Here is a 19,291-nt window from a genome sequence, read left to right as displayed (position 1 = left end):
TGATGTCGTACAAAAAGCAGCTGAGATATACCTCAACTGCTTTATACCATATAAATTATTCAATTATTATTGAACGTGCTATCATTTACGCCTTTTGAACCGTAATCGTCCAAGACGCATGATCTATTTGTTCAAATTCAGTCACTGGATAGTTTTGCTCTGCTGCCCAATTGGGAATAGCCTCTGTGGCTTGTGTACAGTCAAAGTCAATTTTCAGTTCATCGCCTAGTGCTAATTCCTCCATCTTTTTCTGTGCTTCAATTAAAGGAAATGGACAAACCATGCCCACTGTACCGAGTTCATATAACATTGTGAAGCTCCTTTCGTTTCATTTTTAAATATTAACAGATTGTGTTGATGTATGCGTTTGTTGTTGACGCGCTGCTTTTAAAGGTTTCACAAATAAGAAATGGCTCATAAACCATGTCCCTAAAATCATAGCCACTAAAGCTATCCAACCTTGCCATGACAATGCAGCAGTTGCAACTAAACCATTACCTATTGAGCATCCACCTGCGAGCGCTGCACCAAATCCCATACATGCACCACCAATAACACTATTACGTATTGTTTTAATATCTGGTAAACGCCATTTAAATTCTCTTGAACCACGTGCTGCAATATACGATCCTACAAAAATACCTAAAACGAGGAAAACACCCCAGTCAATGAAAGAAACATTTCCTGTTGTTAAAAAGGCGATTAAGTTCGCAGATGGTGTCGTAATGCCTAGCCCACCTTCTCTTCCTGTTGAAATACTCATTGGCCAAGCGATAAGTCCAATGAAACCTATCGCAATCGCTGCAACAAAAGGATGAAATCGCTTTTCAAATAAAAAGTGACGTACCCCAGTATAGCGTGGTTTTAATTTTGGTATAGCGATTTTTGATTTTGGCTTTTTCAACGTGGTCATAACCAAAAATAGCGTAACACCAGTTAATAAGATTAACCATATCCAACTTGGTACCCCTGTAGATGTCGCCATATCCGCTTCATAAACGGTTTGTTGATTCATTGTATCTTTCAGTGGTAACAGAACGCCATATTTAGAGATTGCTGCAAATAGTGCATACATGAAAAGTGCAATCCAACTGCCAATTAAACCTTCCCCTGCACGATACCATGTCCCAGTGGCACAACCTCCTGCGAGTACAATCCCAATACCAAAAATAAATGATCCAACAATCGTTCCTACAATTGGAAATGTCCCATTATCTATCGTGATAACACCCAATGAAGTTAATATATATAAGCCAATAGCTTGGATACTAATCGCAATAAGCAACGCATAAAACATCTTATTATTTTTTTGAACATACATATCTCTAAAGCCACCCGTCAAACAAAAACGCGTACGTTGCATTACGAAACCAAGTAAACTTCCCACAATCAATCCACTTATCACGGTCCAAATCAATATTCCTACCCCCTATATCCGATTAACATTATAGGTATTATAAAAAATAAGACCTTATTTTTCAAGTACATTTTAAAAATAAATATAAAAACATATATTTTTTCTCAAGTTCATTTGAATACATTTGTATATTTAAACATACATGCTTTAGAACTGACCTATGCGCAATAAAAAAGAGTATAAAATCTAATATTATCATTAGACTTTTATACTCTCTTCATAGTGCTATGTTTTAATTTACAGTTCATCCAAACAAATCTTTTTGTATGTATGGATAATTTTCATAAAAGGTTAACCATTATAATTTTTCATAAAGAATAATAATGATTGTAATTCCACACCTAAATCAATTTGATGTACTTGTACAGATTGAGGTACGTGCACACGTTTCGGTGTAAAATTAAGTATTCCTTTCACACCTGCATCTACAAGTGCATCGGCCACTTCTTGTGCTACTCTTCCTGGTGTAGCAATAATAATGACTTCTAACGCTTCAGCTTCAACGGTACTTTTTATCTCGTCCATTGATTTTACCGTCACATCACCCACTTGTGTACCAATGATTTCCTCACTGATATCAAAGGCTTCAGTAATGGTCATATCATCGTGAATTGAAAAGTTATAAGTGATTAGTGCCTTACCTAAATTCCCTACGCCAACAATACCTATTTTGATTTCATCAGAATCGCTTAACTCAGATTTGAAGAATTCCAATAGACTATCAATATTGTAACCATAACCTTTTTTCCCAAGCTCTCCAAAATATGAAAAATCTCGGCGAATTGTTGCAGAATCTATATTTAAGCCTTCACTTATCGCTTTTGAATTCACACGATCTTCACCTTTAGCCTTTAAAATATTGACAAATCGGTAATATAAAGGGAGACGTTTTAAGGTCGCTCTAGGAATTTTATTGCTTTCTTTTCCCATTTTAAAGTCCTCCGTAGTCTTTCTTATGCGTGCACTCATATACATAGTATGTGATAATAATTATAACTTAATTTTATGGTTATGAAAACATTAAGTGCTTGATACATATTGCGTTTATTGTACAATAATTAAGAATGAAAGGAGCATGCCATATGATTTTAATGCAATTAAGTCACGTCACCAAATCGTTTGATGGTGAAGAGATTTTTGAAGACGTCAACTTTGAAGTAAAAACCGGCGAACGAATTGGCATTGTAGGACGTAACGGTGCGGGTAAATCAACATTGATGAAAATCATCGCTGGTGTTGAAAACTATGATTCCGGCCATATCTCTAAAATCAAAGGCTTGAAATTAGGCTATTTGACACAACAAATGACATTAAATACCCAAAACACAGTCTTCGAAGAAATGGCCAAACCGTTTGCGCATGTTCAATCCATCTCAGAGCGTATGAAAGTTGAAACCGATTGGCTTGCAGCTCATGCGGATATGTATGAGTCAGTAGAATATAAAACGCATATTGATCAATATGAAAAGCTCTCAAATGAATTTGAACAGCTTGAAGGCTATCAATATGAAAGTAAAATTAAAACTGTTTTAAATGGACTGGATTTTAGTGAAGCAGATTATCATCGTCCGATTAATGATTTTAGCGGCGGACAAAAAACACGTCTGTCATTAGCACAAATGTTATTAAGCGAACCTGATCTCCTTCTTTTAGATGAGCCGACGAACCATTTAGATATGGCCACAACAGAATGGCTAGAAGATTATTTAAAATATTTCAAAGGCGCTATCGTTATTATTTCACACGACCGATTCTTTTTAGATAAAATCGTAACTCAAATTTACGATGTTTCATTAGGAGAAGTTAAACATTATGTCGGAAATTACGCTAAATTTATCGAATTAAGAGATCAATATTATCAAAAGCGTTTAGCTGAATATGAAAGACAACAAAATGAAATGAAACGTCTTGAAACTTTTGTGAAAAAAAACATTACACGTGCTTCCACGAGTGGTATGGCTAAAAGCCGTAGAAAAGTTTTAGAAAAAATGGAACGCCTTGAAAAGCCGATGTTAGACGCTAGAAGTGCGAACATTCAATTTGATTTTGATCGCAATACTGGAAATGATGTCATGCACATTCAAGATTTAACGATTGGATATGTCTCCCCTATTACGCAACCCATACAATTTGAAATCAACAAAGGGGATCATATCGGTATTATCGGTCCTAATGGGATAGGTAAATCTACTTTAATTAAAACTTTAGCCAAACGCCTTCCACCTTTATCGGGGCAAGTGATTGATGGTGCAAATCTTAAAATTGGCTACTATGATCAAAAACAAGCAGAATTTCGTTCAAACAAAACTATTTTGAATTTTGTGTGGGACCAATATCGTCAAATGCCTGAAAAAGATGTGCGTGCCATTTTAGGACGCTTTTTATTTACGCAAGATGACGTATTAAAAGTCATCAATGATTTATCAGGCGGTGAAAAAGCACGCTTGCAATTGGCATTACTCATGTTAGAACGTAACAATGTGCTCATATTAGACGAACCGACAAACCACTTAGACATTGATTCTAAAGAGATGTTAGAGCAAGCTTTAAAACATTTCCAAGGGACACTCATTTTTGTTTCGCATGACCGCTATTTTATCAACCAATTGGCGAATCGAATTTTTGATTTAAACGAAAAAGGTGGCACGCTTTATTTAGGGGATTATCAATACTATTTGGAAAAGTTAGAGCAACAACAAGCACTTGCTGCATATGATAACCAACAAAATCAAGCGACGTTAGAAGTAGATTCAAGTACTCAGCCAACGACTTATCAAGATCAAAAGACGCTTCGTCGTGAAAAGCGTAAAATAGAGCGCCAGATTGAAAGTGACGAAAGCCAAATTTCTGAGTTAGAAGACAAGATTGCAGCGATTGATTTACAAATGACAGATGAAGCTGTCATTAATGATTTCGAAAAAACACAATCTCTAGCTGAAGAACGTCAAAAAATCGAACAAGCATTAGAACAAGTGATGACAAACTGGGAAGAATTACAACTTTTGTTAACTGAATATGAAAATTAAATGAAGTAAACCGAGTAAAATTTTCTACTCGGTTTATTTTTTTAATCACCTACTGTTTACATTTCGTCCACATATGAAATAGCATAACACCAACTATCCACAAAGTTATCCACATTATCCACAAGTTAAAAGCTAGAATATTCTATCCTTATGCACAATTATATACAACTTATCCCCAATTTTACGCCAATGTTATGCACAGGTTCTTAACAACTTGTGCATAAGTACGCATGTTCTCTATTGACTTTTGCTCAATCAGAAAAGTGAGCTTAAAATGTGAAGATTTAAGTTGTTTATAGTTATACATCTATATAGACAAGTATCTAAATTTTAATGGTGATTAGAATATATCACTTTTCTTTTGACATAAAAAGGAGAGACAGAAATCGTTTGATTTCGTTGTCTCACCCTCAAAATAAGGTTGCTGTTTAAAAACGTGCAACATTCATTATTCATGATCTAAATACATTTCAATATCCATACTGCTTTTACCATTTAAAGCCATGTCGCCCCGAATTCCTTTTTCATAAATATAATGAGCTGCTGCTCCAATCATTGCGGCATTATCCGTACATAGACGTGGTTCTGGAATAGCGAGTTCTATGCCTCTTTCACGCGTAGCTTGTTCTAAAGCTTTACGAAGCCCTTTGTTACTTGCTACACCTCCAGCTACTATCAACTGTTTAACATTGTAATCTTCACAAGCACGCATTGCTTTTCCAACGAGCACTTCCACTACGCTGTTTTGAAAACTTGTCGCAACATTTTCAGGAATCACTTGCTCACCTTTTTGCTTTAGATTGTGCAATTTATTAATCACTGCACTTTTCAAACCACTAAAGCTAAAATCATAACTCTCAGGCTCCAACCATACACGAGGAAATTGATATGTGTCCTCACCTTGCGTTGCTAATCGATCAACCGCTGGGCCTCCGGGATAAGGTAAACCAATTGTTCGTGCGACTTTATCATAAGCTTCGCCTACTGCATCATCTCGTGTTTCACCAATAATCTCAAATTGTAAATGATCTTTCATATAGACAAGCTCCGTATGTCCACCCGAAACAATTAATGCAATTAATGGGAATTTCAATCCTGTTCCAAGTTGGTTCGCATACACGTGCCCCGCAATATGATGGACAGGTATAAGTGGTTTATCATTAGCAAAAGCTAGTGACTTAGCAGCATTGACACCAACAAGTAACGCACCAATAAGACCTGGGCCTTGCGTTACAGCCACTGCATCAATCTGGTCCATTGATTTGTCTGCTTGTTGCAATGCATCTTCAATGATTAATGTTATATTTTCAACATGATGACGACTTGCGACCTCAGGGACAACACCGCCAAATCGTTTATGACTGTCAATTTGACTTAACACACTATTACTTAAAATTTTTGTTCCGTTTTCTATTACACTGACACTTGTTTCATCACAACTTGTCTCAAGTGCCAAAATCGTTGTATTCTCAGTCATTTAAACTCACCCACATGACTAACGCATCCTCTCCATCACCGTAATAATTTTTTCTTTTACCGCCATATTCAAAACCAAGTTTTTGATAAACATGCTGCGCGACATGATTATCTTCACGCACTTCCAAACTCATTACCGTTGCGATTGAAGACGCAAAATTAATAACATATTTTAATAATAATTGACCTAATCCGTAATCTCTATAGTCCGGATCAATAGCAACTGTTGTAATTTGGGCTTGGTCCACAACAATCCATAAGCCTAGGTAACCGATTATTTTATCTTCGAACTCTACAACAAAATAATGGGCAAAATGATTTTGCTCCAATTCATAATAAAACGCATCAATCATCCACGAACTCTTTTTAAAGCTTATCTGTTCAAGATCAAAAACAGCTGGAACATCTTCAAGCATCATATGTCTTATTTGAAGTTTCTCTTTTATTTCTGTTGATCCATCCAATTTTGTTCTGCCTCCGATAACTTTAAATATTGCGGTACAAACGTATGAATCTCACGTGGTTCACCTTTATATCGATACATTTTATCTGCTCTAGGCGGTTCTGCGTTACATTGGTATCCTTCAAGTTCATTTGTGAAATGTGTGACATCATCACCTATAAAGATAACATTCTCTTTGTTAGACCATTGTGTAATTAATTGAGATAAGGCAATATGTTGATCTTCCATGACAGCGACTAACTGTTGACCTTGCCATTGATAAACCCCAGCAAAGACGTTCCCTCTTCGGGCATCAATGATTGGGATAATATAGGCATCTGAGTATTCAATATTCGCTGCAATTGCCTTTAATGAAGAGACACCATATAACTGAATGCCTAAAGTGTACGCTAATGTTTTAGCTGTAGTGACACCAATACGCAATCCTGTATAAGAGCCTGGCCCTTCTGCCACAATAATTTCATCTAAATCTTTTGCTTTAAGTTCACATTGCACAAGTAAAAACTCGATTAATGGCATTAATTGTATAGAATGATTGCGTTTAACCGTCGTTGTATGTGTTACTAAAACTTTGCCATCTTGTAAAACAGCAACTGATAAAGGTTGATTCGCGCTATTTATAAGTAAACTATACATGTATCATTTGCTCCTTGATTTCTTCAAAATGTTGACCTTTTGCCTCGAGTTCGATTTCTCGTTCATCTTCATTGATTACTTTAATGTTAATTTTTAAAAACGCATCCGGTAAATAATCTTTAATAAACGTACTCCATTCAACGACTGTAACTGCGTAGTCATTAAAAAATTCATCAAACCCTAAATCTTCATCGGAGTTCTCAAGTCGGTAGCAATCCATATGATGAAATTTTAAGGTGTCTCCTTTATATGACTTAATAATATTAAAGGTCGGTGAACTGATGTGACGTTTAACCCCTAATGCTTTTCCGATAAATTGACTTAAAGTTGTTTTACCAGCGCCAAGATCACCATCTAATAACAACACATCTTGCGCTTTTAGAAGTGGTGTCAGTAAATTAGCGAACCTCTGCATTTCTGCTATATTTTTTATTCTCATACTTTCCGCACTCCTGACTTAATTTTCCTATCTATTGTAACAAATTTTTTTCTATTTGACCTTATCTGATTCTTGACATTTACTTTGAAATAAGAATGACGCTTTATTGACTGTATTTTAAGATTATTTTCAGAAAATTTTACATTTACTGTTGACTTAGAAGAAAAGATGGGTTAAATTTATAACACGTAATTTTTAGACAATTCTCTAAATTCTAAATTTTTCTCATTCTCGTAATTGATGAAACCAATTTAATTTAACATACATCACATTCATTTTGAAGGGAGCGTTAGACAATGAAAACATATCCATGCATGACACATACACAACAAAATAATATTGTCATTTTAATTTTACGCTCAGGACTGGAGCATTAGTAGAAATTTTACTAATCGCTTAAGTCCTATTTCTAATTGAATGGGACTTAAAGATGCGTCCCAACACCAATTGGGGCGTATCTTTTTTTATTTTCAAAAATCAAGGGAGGCCATACAGATGAGAAGTGACATGATTAAAAAAGGAGACCAACAAGCACCGGCCAGAAGTTTATTACATGCGACGGGACAAATTAAATCCCCTACTGACATGAACAAACCTTTTATCGCTATTTGTAATTCATATATCGATATTGTTCCTGGTCATGTGCATTTAAGAGAATTAGCTGATATCGCCAAAGAAGCGATTAGAGAAGCGGGAGGCATTCCATTTGAATTTAATACGATTGGTGTCGATGATGGCATTGCGATGGGCCATATTGGGATGCGCTATTCATTACCAAGCCGAGAAATTATCGCAGATGCAGCTGAAACAGTTATCAATGCCCATTGGTTCGATGGTGTCTTCTACATTCCAAACTGTGACAAAATCACACCTGGAATGTTACTAGCAGCAGTGAGAACGAATGTCCCAGCTATATTTTGTTCTGGAGGTCCAATGAAAGCGGGGTTATCTTCTCAAGGTAAAGCATTGACTCTCTCATCTATGTTTGAAGCAGTTGGTGCATTTAAAGAAGGTTCAATGAGTAAAGAAGACTTTTTAGAAATGGAACAAAACGCATGTCCGACTTGTGGCTCATGTGCAGGAATGTTCACTGCAAATTCAATGAATTGTCTAATGGAGATTTTAGGACTGGCATTACCATATAACGGCACAGCATTAGCAGTGAGTGATCAAAGAAGAGAGATGATAAAAGCAGCCGCAAAACAGTTGGTAGAAAATGTCAACAATGATTTAAAGCCTAAAGATATTATCACGAAAGAAGCAATTGATGATGCATTTGCACTTGATATGGCAATGGGTGGATCTACAAATACTGTATTACATACGTTAGCTATCGCCAATGAAGCAGGCATTGATTACGACCTTCAACGGATTAATGATATCGCTAAAAAAACACCGTATTTATCTAAAATCGCACCTAGTTCAGCATATTCAATGGAAGATGTCCATCAAGTGGGCGGCGTACCAGCAATTATCAATGAATTAATGAAAAAAGACGGTGTCTTACATCCTGATCGGATAACTGTCACAGGACGAACACTTCGAGAAAACAATCAAGACAAAGAGATTACTAATAATCAAGTCATTCGACACTTAGATACACCTTATGATCAACAAGGCGGTCTATCTATTTTATATGGCAATATCGCTCCAGATGGCGCAGTCATAAAAGTTGGCGGAGTAGATCCATCCATCAAAACCTTTACAGGAAAAGCGATTTGTTTTGATAGTCATGACGAAGCGGTCTCAGCTATTGATAATCATACGGTGCGTGCAGGACATGTCGTTGTCATTCGTTATGAAGGTCCTAAAGGCGGTCCAGGCATGCCTGAAATGCTAGCACCTACTTCATCGATTGTAGGGCGAGGTTTAGGCAAAGACGTGGCATTAATTACAGATGGTCGTTTTTCAGGAGCAACACGTGGTATTGCTGTGGGTCATATTTCACCAGAAGCCGCTTCAGGTGGTCCTATCCGCTTAATTGAAGATGGCGATGAAATTACAATCGACCTTACGCACCGCACTTTATCCTTAAATGTATCGTATGAAGAACTTGAAAAACGAGATGCCCAACAACAACCCTTTAAAGCAAAAGTGAAAACAGGTTATTTAGCCAGATATACCGCGCTTGTTACGAGTGCTAACACAGGTGGCATCATGAAAGTACCAGATGAGTTACTTTAAAAAGATGGAGGGATTCAAGATGACAAACACTGAAAAAGCAACGGATTATGGACAGACAGAGCAGTTGACTTCAACTTTACAACCACAGACACACGCGTTGAAAACTGGTGCAGAATTATTAGTAGAAGCATTTTTAGAAGAAGAAGTTGAGTATATTTTTGGTTACCCTGGCGGTGCCGTTCTACCACTCTATGATACTTTTTATAACGGACAAATTAAGCATATCCTTTACCGTCATGAGCAAGGCGCCACACATGCTGCAGAAGGTTATGCGCGTGTGAGTGGTAAACCCGGCGTTGTCGTAGTAACAAGTGGTCCAGGTGCGACAAATGCGATGACAGGTATTGCAGATGCTTATAGTGATTCTTTACCTTTAGTTGTCATCACGGGTCAAGTTGCAACACCCGGTATCGGCAAAGACGCTTTTCAAGAAGCAGATATTTTATCAATGACGACACCAATTACGAAACATAACTACCAAGTTCATGATGTAAAGGATATTCCTAGAATTGTAAAAGAAGCATTCCATATTGCCAATTCTGGTAGAAAAGGACCTGTTGTTATTGACTTTCCTAAAGATATGGGTGTCCTCTCTACTGAAACGACAAACGACGAGACAGTTAATACGCCTGGTTATTATGTGAACCACAAACCTGAAATTGATGAAATTCAAAAATTAACTGCATTATTAAAATCATCCAAGCAACCTATTGTTTTAGCAGGTGCCGGTGTGAACTTTTCAAAATCAAATGAAGCCCTCCTACAATTTGTTGAAAAATATCAAATTCCTGTAGTGACTACTTTACATGGCTTAGGTGCTATTCCTTTTTCCCATCCCTTATTTCTTGGAATGGGCGGCATGCATGGTTCCTATGCAAGCAATATGGCACTAACGGATTGCGATTTACTCATTAACTTTGGTTCTCGCTTTGATGACCGTCTTGCAAGCCAACCAGAATCATTCGCACCGCATGCCAAAATTGTCCATGTTGATATTGATCCATCTGAAATCAACAAAATTATTAGAACTTATTTAGGTATCGTTGCTGATGTAGGTGCCGTATTAGCTGCATTATCGAAGTATCATATTGAAGTTCCCGATCATGAAGATTGGCTCGATACTGTTAATGCCAATAAATCAAAACACCCATTCAAATATCTTCCATCTGAACAACGCGAATTCAGCCGACCACAACGCGTTATTGAATATATTGGTGAGATTACAAAAGGGAAAGCTTATGTCGCAACCGATGTCGGTCAACATCAAATGTGGGTTGCTCAATTTTATCCATTTGAAACTTATGGTCAACTTATTACAAGTGGTGGCTTAGGAACGATGGGCTTTGGTATTCCAGCAGCAATAGGCGCTCAATTTGCGAAACCTTCTGACACGGTCGTTGTTTTTGTTGGTGATGGTGGCTTTCAAATGACGAATCAGGAAATGGCCTTACTCAATGAATTTAATTTAAAAATCAAAATTGTCCTCATTAATAACGGCACACTCGGTATGGTTAAGCAGTGGCAAGACAAATTCTTTAATCAACGCTTTTCTCATTCTGTATTCAATGATCAACCTGATTTTAGAAAATTAAGCGAAGCCTATGGGGTTAAAAGCTTTTTAATCGATGACAATCAGAAACTAGAATCGCAAATCGATGCAGCCTTTCTTCATGATGGTCCAGCATTAATTGAAGTTAGAATTTCACCAACGGAACCTGTATTGCCAATGGTTCCAAGTGGTAAAGCAAATCATGAAATGGAGGGTTTACTATGAAGCGAACGTTTAAGTTACGTGTCTTTGACAAAGCAGGAACGTTGAACCGATTAACCAGTCTGTTTGTTAGACGCCAAATTAATATCGTAAGCATTACAGCTACCCCTACTTTGGAGGAAGGTATTTCAGAAATCACTTTTATCGCGGAAGTTCCAGATGATGAAAAACAGAGAACTATCATTCAACAATTAGAAAAGCAAGTCAATACCCTTCTTGTTCAAGATATAACAAGTACCAACAGTTTTAACAGAGAATTACTTTTAATTAAGTTAAAAAAACCTTATCAACAATCCGACTTGATGCAAGTTATCGAACCTTATGATGCGCTAGTTTCTGTATTAAAAGAAGATGGGCAATATACGTTTATTCAAGCGACAGGCCCTCAATATACGTTAAATCAACTTCTTGACGATCTATCATCATTTCAAATTGAACAAGTCGCACGCACAGGCACAGCAGCAATTATTTAAAAATATGTACATATGGAGGTCGTTTAATATGGCAAAAGTATATTATGACAATTCAGTTGAAAACGATGCATTACAAGGAAAAAAAATCGCAATTATTGGTTATGGTTCTCAAGGCCACGCTCATGCACAAAACTTAGAAGATAATGGTTACGACGTTGTCATTGGAATTAGACCGGGTAAATCTTTTGATCAAGCAAAAGAAGATGGATTTGATGTATCCCCAGTTGGTGAAGCCGTTCAACAATCCGATGTCGTTATGGTTCTATTACCTGACGAAATCCAAGGCGATGTCTATAAAAATGAAATTGAACCTCATTTAGAAGCGGGTAATGCGCTCGCATTTGCACATGGTTTTAATATTCATTTCAATGTGATTAATCCACCAAGTGATGTCGATGTGTTTTTAGTTGCACCAAAAGGACCGGGTCATTTAGTTCGACGCACATTTGTTGAAGGCTCAGCAGTTCCTGCGCTCTTTGCTGTTCACCAAGATGCTTCAGGGCAAGCTCGAGATTTGGCTTTAAGTTATGCTAAAGGCATTGGCGCAACACGTGCAGGTGTGTTAGAAACCTCTTATAAAGAGGAAACAGAGACAGATTTATTCGGTGAGCAAGCAGTTTTATGTGGTGGAGTGACACGCCTCATTCAAAGTGGTTTCGAAGTTTTAGTTGAAGCTGGTTACCAACCTGAAATTGCTTATTTTGAAGTTTTACATGAAATGAAATTAATAGTTGACCTTATGTATGAAGGCGGACTTGAAAATATGCGCTATTCTATTTCGAATACTGCAGAATTTGGGGATTATGTATCTGGACCACGTGTCATCACAGAGGATACGAAAGCCAACATGAAAGCTGTACTTAAAGATATTCAAGATGGTCATTTCAGCCAAAGTTTCATTGATGATAATCATAACGGATTTAAAGACTTTAAATCAATGCGACAAGCGCAACAGGATCATCAAATCACACAGGTGGGACAATCATTGCGTGAAATGATGCCGTTTATTAAATCGAAAAGCATTCAGAAATAATTGTTAGGAGTGATTGAAAATGTCTAGTCATATTCAAATTTTTGATACAACACTTAGAGATGGAGAACAAACACCTGGCGTCAGTTTTTCATTTGAAGAACGGTTAAAAATAGCAGAACAACTTGAAAAATGGGGTGTCGATGTGATTGAAGCAGGCTTTCCCGCTTCAAGTCAAGGTAGTTTTGATTCTGTAAAAGCAATTGCACAAACATTAAAAAGACAACTGTGACAGGATTAGCCCGATGTCGTGAAGCTGATATCGATGCTGTATACGAAGCGACTAAAGACGCTGTCTCCCCTTCTATACATGTATTTATTGCGACAAGTCCAATCCATTTGAAGTACAAATTAAAAATGACGGAAGATGAAGTATTAGCTGCGATTACGAAATATGTCACTTATGCAAAAGAACGTTTTGAAGTTGTCCAATTTTCACCTGAAGATGCTACAAGAACACCGTTACCTTTTTTAATTCAAAGTGTACAAGCCGCTGTTGATGCAGGTGCTACTGTAATTAATATACCTGATACTGTCGGTTATACATTTCCAACTGAATATGGCTACATTTTCAAAACATTAATCGAAAAAGTAAAGACTACGCAACCTATTACTTATAGTGCACACTGTCATGACGACCTTGGTTTAGCAGTTGCCAATAGCATGGCCGCAATTGAAAATGGCGCAACACGTATTGAAGGTGCCGTCAATGGTATTGGCGAACGTGCTGGCAATACTGCACTCGAAGAAGTTGCACTGGGCTTATATGTCCGACAAGATCACTACCAAATTCAAAGTCGAATCAATCTTGAACTGACAAAGCAAACTTCTGATTTAGTAGCACGCTATGCTGGCTTGAGGGTTCCTCGTAATAAAGCGATTGTAGGCAAAAATGCTTTTAGCCATGAGTCTGGTATTCACCAAGATGGCTTTCTTAAAAATCCTGAAACCTATGAGATTATGACACCTCAATTAGTCGGTGTGAAAAATACAGAATTACCTCTTGGTAAACTATCGGGTAAACATGCATTCCAAGAAAAATTAAAAGCTTTAGGTTACAACATCGATGTAGAGGAACAAAAGACGTTGTTTAAATCATTTAAAGATATTGCGGATAAGAAAAAGCATGTCACAGATCAAGACATTCATGCGTTAATTCAAGATAGTGAACATGATAAGCATGCCCAGTATCATCTTGATGCATTACAACTTCAATTCGTTTCAAATGGTTTACAAAGTGCAGTCGTCGTCATCAAAGATAACGATGGTCAAGTTTATCAAGATTCAAGTATAGGCACAGGTTCTATTTTAGCTATTTATAATGCAGTAGACCGCATTTTTAAAGTTGAAACTGCCTTATTGGATTATCGCATTGATGCTGTAACTGAAGGTTCTGATGCACAAGCTGAAGTTCATGTACGTATAGAAGTCAATGGACAAGAATATACAGGGGTTGGCTTTGACCATGATATTATCTATGCCTCATGTAAAGCCTACGTAGAAGCTGTAGCTAAATCGACAACGCCTGTGATCAAGGTAGGTGCAACAGAATGACATTCAACCTTGTTGCACTTCCAGGCGATGGTATTGGACCAGAAATAATGGCTGGCACGTTAGAAATTCTTGACGTGCTTGCCACAAAATTCCATTTTGACTGTCATGTCGATAATTATAAAATAGGCGGTTGTGCCATAGATCACTATGGCACACCTTTGCCTAAAGAAACATTACAAGCTTGTCAAAATGCGGATGCTATTTTGTTAGGTGCCATCGGTGGTCCTAAATGGGAAAATCCCGATTGTCGTCCGGAGCACGGATTACTTCAGCTTAGAAAAGCATTAAATTTATATGCAAATATACGCCCCACTCGTGTAACACCTTATACAGTGAACTTGTCACCTATTAAGAGTGAGATTGTTAATCAAACCGATTTAATCATTGTGAGGGAACTCACGGGAGGTCTTTATTTTGGCGAACCACGTTATTTTAATGCAAATGAAGCGGTAGATACACTGACATATAGTAAAGAGGAAATAATGAGAATTGCACATACTGCTTTTAAACTTGCACAATCTCGTCGAGGAAAACTAACTTCTGTCGATAAAGAAAACGTGTTATCAAGCAGCAAACTTTGGCGTAAAACGATTAATGAAGTCGCACAGCACTATCCAGACGTCGAAGTTGAACATTTGCTTGTTGATGCTTGTAGTATGCATCTTATTAAACGACCGTCTGATTTTGACGTCATTGTAACAGAAAATTTATTCGGAGACATTTTAAGCGATGAAGCCTCAATGTTACCTGGTTCGTTAGGACTTTCCCCTTCTGCAAGCTTTAGTACAAATGGTACTTCACTCTACGAACCGATACATGGTTCTGCACCTGACATTGCTGGACAAAATAAAGCCAATCCTTTCGGCATGATTTTGTCACTCGCCATGTGTTTACGCCAATCCGCACAACAAGAAAAAATGGCACAGCTTTTAGAACAAACCGTCGACCACTTACTTAAAAATGGCATTACAACGCCTGATTTAGGAGGTCATTATGGGACTGATGCGTTGTTCCATCACATTATACAGGAATTAAAGGAGGCTTAACAAATGAGTAAGACACTTTTTGATAAAATTTGGGATCAGCATATCATTACGGGGCAAGATGGTGCGCCACAACTCTTATACATCGATTTACATCTTATTCATGAGGTGACGTCTCCACAAGCATTTGAAGGATTAAGATTACAAAACCGTCAATTACGACGACCTGATTTAACTTTTGGAACATTAGATCACAACGTCCCGACTGTCGACATTTTTAATATTCAAGATGAAATTGCAAGTAAGCAAATACAAGCTTTACAAAAAAACTGCAAAGATTTTGGCGTTCAACTTTTTGACATGGGTGCTGACGAACAAGGTATCGTACATATGGTAGGACCAGAAACAGGACTCACTCAGCCCGGTAAAACAGTTGTATGTGGAGATTCACATACAGCGACACATGGTGCTTTTGGTGCGATTGCCTTTGGTATTGGAACGAGCGAAGTTGAACATGTTTTTGCAACACAAACGCTCTGGCAAACAAAGCCTAAAAACTTAAAAATTGAAGTCAATGGTGTACTTCCAAAAGGCGTATATGCTAAGGACATTATCTTATATTTAATTAATCAGTATGGTGTTGATTTTGGAACAGGTTATGCACTTGAATTTACTGGTGAAACCATTCAATCACTTTCAATGGAAGGGCGTATGACAATATGTAATATGGCTATTGAAGCAGGTGCAAAATATGGCTTAATCCAACCAGACCAAACAACTTATGACTATCTTAAAGGACGTCGTTATGCTCAAGATATGGATTTAAAAATGCCACAGTGGCAAAAGTTGTATAGTGATGAGGACGCACATTTTGATAAAGTGATTCAATTAGACGTTTCAGATTTAGAACCTCAAGTGACTTGGGGAACAAGTCCTGAAATGGGTGTTTCGTTTACTACACCTTTTCCAGAGTCGAAAGATAGTAATGACGAACGTGCTTACCGCTATATGGATTTAAAACCCGGCCAGTTCGCTAAAGATATTCCTTTAGGCTACGTGTTTTTAGGTTCTTGTACGAATGCAAGGCTCTCTGATTTAATTGAAGCTAGTCATTTCGTAAAAGGAAAGAAAGTTCACCCTAATATTACAGCGATTGTCGTTCCAGGTTCTCGTCAAGTAAAAAAAGAGGCAGAAGCACTAGGGCTTGACGTCATCTTTAAGGACGCAGGGTTTGAGTGGCGTGAACCTGGATGTAGTATGTGCTTAGGAATGAATCCAGATCAAGTCCCTGCTGGTGTCCATTGTGCTTCAACAAGTAACCGTAATTTTGAAGGCCGACAAGGAAAAGGTGCGAGAACTCATCTTGTATCCCCTGCTATGGCAGCAGCGGCAGCCATCCAAGGTCACTTTGTAGATGTAAGAAAGGAGATTGAAGCGTAATGGAAATCAAACCTATCACTCAATATACTGGTAAAGTTGTTCCTTTATTTTATGACAATATTGATACAGACCAAATTATTCCGAAAGTTCATTTAAAAAGTATTTCTAAAACGGGTTATGGTCCCTTTTTATTTGATGAATGGCGTTACCTCTCTGATGGTTCAGACAATCCAGACTTTATATTAAATGATGAAAATTATAAAGATGCAACCATTTTAATTACGGGTGATAACTTTGGTTGTGGTTCGAGCCGAGAACATGCCGCATGGGCGCTTAAAGATTTTGGTTTTCAAGTGATAATAGCTGAAAGTTTTAGTGATATTTTTTATATGAACTGTACAAAAAATGCGCTTTTACCCATCAAATTAGACCAGAATGCACGAAAACATTTAGCTCAATTTAAAACCATTATCGTCGATTTACCCCGACAAACTGTACAATCACCAGAACAAACTTTTCATTTCGAAATTGATTCGACATGGAAAGAAAAACTAGTGAATGGTCTTGATGACATCGCAATCACATTAAAATATGAAAAAGAAATAAAAGATTATGAACTTAAATATACTTAAGGAGTGAAAGAGATGTCTAATCTTCGAACAACTGTACATGCACTAGATGTGGAAGATGCACATTTACGTCTTAAAAACATCGTAAAAGAAACACCTTTAGAAAAAGATCATTATTTATCGCTCAAATATCAATGTAATGTCTATTTAAAGCGTGAGGATTTGCAGTGGGTCCGTTCATTTAAGTTGCGAGGCGCCTATAATGCCATTGCAGTATTACCCAATGAACAAAAGCTTCGTGGTATCACTTGTGCAAGCGCAGGGAACCATGCGCAAGGTGTCGCATATACTGCAAAACAATTGAATCTTCATGCCGTTATTTTTATGCCAGTGACAACGCCAAAACAAAAAGTTAATCAAGTTCAATTTTTTGGTGATGACAATGTCGAAATTAAACTCATTGGTGATACATTTGACGATTGCTTAAAGGCTGCTCTTGCATACACCACATCACAAGGTATGACTTTTATTGATCCATTTAATAATGTACACACGATTGCCGGACAAGGCACTTTAGCCAAAGAAATGATTGAACAATCTGAAAAAAACAAACTTAAAATCGACTACGTTTTCGGAGCAATCGGGGGCGGCGGACTGATGTCGGGTGTGTCTACTTATTTTAAATCCTATTCACCACAGACACAGATGATTGGTGTAGAACCTTTAGGTGCAAGTAGTATGTATCAGTCGATTAAACAAGGTCATGTTGTAACACTTGAAAACATTGATAAGTTTGTAGATGGCGCCTCTGTAGCCCGAGTGGGAGACATTACATTTGATATTTGCCGTGAGACTTTAGATGATTACATCCAAGTTGATGAGGGTGCAGTGTGTTCTACGATATTAGACATGTACTCTAAACAAGCGATTGTAGCTGAACCTGCTGGTGCGCTAAGTGTAAGCGCATTGGAACAATACAAAGAGAAAATAAAAGGTAAAAATGTCGTATGTATTGTTTCTGGAGGAAATAATGATATCAATCGGATGAAAGAAATTGAAGAGCGCTCTCTTCTTTATGAAGAGATGAAACATTACTTTATCCTCAATTTCCCCCAACGTCCCGGTGCATTAAGGGAATTTGTTAATGATGTATTAGGACCCAATGATGATATTACAAAGTTTGAGTATTTAAAAAAGTCTTCCCAAAATACGGGAACTGTGGTTATAGGCATTCAACTGCAGAGACATACGGATTTAGAACAGCTCAAGCAGCACGTGAATCAGTTTGATCCGAAGAATATTTATATTAACGAAAATAAAATGCTCTACTCATTATTAATTTAGTGTCACTTCTCAGATTAATAAAGGTCCAGTGAAAATGTTTCCGTATAAAACATATCGAATATTAATGAGAGATGACTGAAATGTATTTTTTTCAATCATACATCAACCAATGCGTGAAACTATGATTAATCTGTAATGTGCAATGAATGATTCGATTCCACATTGCCGATTTTTGTTTGATGTGTGTGGAAAATACTTTCTTCCTATTAATGGCGAGACATCTGAGAGAACAGGACGAGCCAAAGACTATAGACTAAGGCTTGCCACTTGGAAAACGAAGTCATCTCATACAAAGTTTTAACATAAAAAGGAAGCGCTAAGACGATTTTCTAGTAAAAACCATCTTAGCGCTATTTATTTTGGGATTAATGCCTTAGCCTTTTCCTAAAATCCGTTATGACTGTCTGCATTTAATAGACCATCCATTTGCCTGATTAATTAAATAAAAAAAGAGACATACACGATGTCTCTTTAGAAATAACCTGGCACCGTCCTACTCTCGCGGAACGTCAGTCCGACTACCATCGGCGCTAAAGAGCTTAACTT

Annotated in this window: 16 protein-coding genes and 1 pseudogene; 10 read left to right on the top strand and 7 right to left on the bottom strand. The window is 37.3% G+C overall.

Annotated elements, in window-relative coordinates; genetic code table 11:
- Positions 1 to 85: 85 nt before the first annotated feature.
- The 3 genes from C1H58_RS08700 to C1H58_RS08690 form a co-directional block, all read right to left on the bottom strand.
- Positions 86 to 310 carry a sulfurtransferase TusA family protein gene (locus tag C1H58_RS08700; RefSeq protein ID WP_050330465.1) on the bottom strand — a complete coding sequence of 75 codons (225 nt, stop codon included), beginning with the start codon at positions 308 to 310 and terminating at the stop codon, positions 86 to 88.
- Positions 311 to 334: 24 nt separating this feature from the next.
- A complete protein-coding gene (locus tag C1H58_RS08695; protein ID WP_165545964.1) occupies positions 335 to 1,417 on the bottom strand; it encodes a YeeE/YedE family protein in 1,083 nt (360 codons plus the stop codon).
- 291 nt (positions 1,418 to 1,708) lie between these two features.
- A complete protein-coding gene (locus C1H58_RS08690) occupies positions 1,709 to 2,347 on the bottom strand; it encodes a redox-sensing transcriptional repressor Rex (protein ID WP_060829621.1) in 639 nt (212 codons plus the stop codon).
- A 152-nt stretch (positions 2,348 to 2,499) separates the two neighbouring features.
- Here C1H58_RS08690 and abc-f point away from each other — a divergent pair, with 152 nt between their 5' ends.
- Positions 2,500 to 4,443: a ribosomal protection-like ABC-F family protein gene (gene abc-f / locus C1H58_RS08685; protein WP_165545963.1), complete on the top strand. Its 1,944-nt coding sequence runs from the start codon at positions 2,500 to 2,502 to the stop codon at positions 4,441 to 4,443.
- A gap of 448 nt (positions 4,444 to 4,891) precedes the next feature.
- On the opposite strand, the gene tsaD is transcribed toward abc-f, so the two are convergent.
- The 4 genes from tsaD to tsaE are packed head-to-tail and all read right to left on the bottom strand — an operon-like array spanning position 4,892 to position 7,457.
- Positions 4,892 to 5,920 carry a tRNA (adenosine(37)-N6)-threonylcarbamoyltransferase complex transferase subunit TsaD gene (gene tsaD, locus C1H58_RS08680; protein WP_165545962.1) on the bottom strand — a complete coding sequence of 343 codons (1,029 nt, stop codon included), beginning with the start codon at positions 5,918 to 5,920 and terminating at the stop codon, positions 4,892 to 4,894.
- Complete coding sequence (rimI, locus tag C1H58_RS08675) at positions 5,913 to 6,383, bottom strand: ribosomal protein S18-alanine N-acetyltransferase (protein WP_165545961.1); 471 nt, start codon at positions 6,381 to 6,383, stop codon at positions 5,913 to 5,915. Before rimI ends, tsaD begins: the two co-directional genes overlap by 8 nt.
- Entirely contained in the window at positions 6,362 to 7,018 is a 657-nt protein-coding gene (gene tsaB / locus C1H58_RS08670) for a tRNA (adenosine(37)-N6)-threonylcarbamoyltransferase complex dimerization subunit type 1 TsaB (protein ID WP_165545960.1), read from the bottom strand. Before tsaB ends, rimI begins: the two co-directional genes overlap by 22 nt.
- Positions 7,011 to 7,457, bottom strand: a complete 447-nt coding sequence (tsaE, locus tag C1H58_RS08665; RefSeq protein WP_165545959.1) for a tRNA (adenosine(37)-N6)-threonylcarbamoyltransferase complex ATPase subunit type 1 TsaE — start codon at positions 7,455 to 7,457, stop codon at positions 7,011 to 7,013. The genes tsaB and tsaE overlap by 8 nt, the downstream gene beginning before the upstream one ends.
- A 495-nt stretch (positions 7,458 to 7,952) precedes the next feature.
- Here tsaE and ilvD point away from each other — a divergent pair, with 495 nt between their 5' ends.
- From ilvD to ilvA, 9 genes and pseudogenes are all read left to right on the top strand, one after another.
- Complete coding sequence (ilvD, locus tag C1H58_RS08660; protein ID WP_165545958.1) at positions 7,953 to 9,641, top strand: dihydroxy-acid dehydratase; 1,689 nt, start codon at positions 7,953 to 7,955, stop codon at positions 9,639 to 9,641.
- A gap of 19 nt (positions 9,642 to 9,660) precedes the next feature.
- Complete coding sequence (gene ilvB / locus C1H58_RS08655) at positions 9,661 to 11,415, top strand: biosynthetic-type acetolactate synthase large subunit (protein WP_165545957.1); 1,755 nt, start codon at positions 9,661 to 9,663, stop codon at positions 11,413 to 11,415.
- Entirely contained in the window at positions 11,412 to 11,885 is a 474-nt protein-coding gene (gene ilvN, locus C1H58_RS08650) for an acetolactate synthase small subunit (protein WP_165545956.1), read from the top strand. The genes ilvB and ilvN overlap by 4 nt, the downstream gene beginning before the upstream one ends.
- 28 nt (positions 11,886 to 11,913) lie before the next feature.
- Positions 11,914 to 12,918 carry a ketol-acid reductoisomerase gene (ilvC, locus tag C1H58_RS08645; protein ID WP_165545955.1) on the top strand — a complete coding sequence of 335 codons (1,005 nt, stop codon included), beginning with the start codon at positions 11,914 to 11,916 and terminating at the stop codon, positions 12,916 to 12,918.
- 19 nt (positions 12,919 to 12,937) lie between these two features.
- Positions 12,938 to 14,469: pseudogene (locus tag C1H58_RS08640) on the top strand (2-isopropylmalate synthase).
- Entirely contained in the window at positions 14,466 to 15,515 is a 1,050-nt protein-coding gene (gene leuB / locus C1H58_RS08635) for a 3-isopropylmalate dehydrogenase (protein ID WP_165545954.1), read from the top strand. The pseudogene C1H58_RS08640 and the gene leuB overlap by 4 nt, the downstream one beginning before the upstream one ends.
- 3 nt (positions 15,516 to 15,518) lie before the next feature.
- Entirely contained in the window at positions 15,519 to 16,892 is a 1,374-nt protein-coding gene (leuC, locus tag C1H58_RS08630; RefSeq protein WP_165545953.1) for a 3-isopropylmalate dehydratase large subunit, read from the top strand.
- On the top strand, positions 16,892 to 17,464 hold the full coding sequence (gene leuD, locus C1H58_RS08625; RefSeq protein WP_165545952.1) for a 3-isopropylmalate dehydratase small subunit: 573 nt from the start codon (positions 16,892 to 16,894) through the stop codon (positions 17,462 to 17,464). The genes leuC and leuD overlap by 1 nt, the downstream gene beginning before the upstream one ends.
- Positions 17,465 to 17,476: 12 nt before the next feature.
- On the top strand, positions 17,477 to 18,745 hold the full coding sequence (gene ilvA / locus C1H58_RS08620; protein WP_165545951.1) for a threonine ammonia-lyase IlvA: 1,269 nt from the start codon (positions 17,477 to 17,479) through the stop codon (positions 18,743 to 18,745).
- Positions 18,746 to 19,291: the final 546 nt, after the last annotated feature.

This window comes from Staphylococcus sp. 191, from assembly GCF_011174885.1.
In the GTDB taxonomy this organism is placed as follows: Bacteria; Bacillota; Bacilli; order Staphylococcales; family Staphylococcaceae; genus Staphylococcus; species Staphylococcus coagulans.
The sequence above is the reverse complement of the archived record's forward strand: the minus strand, read 5'-3'. Positions and strand labels throughout refer to the sequence as shown.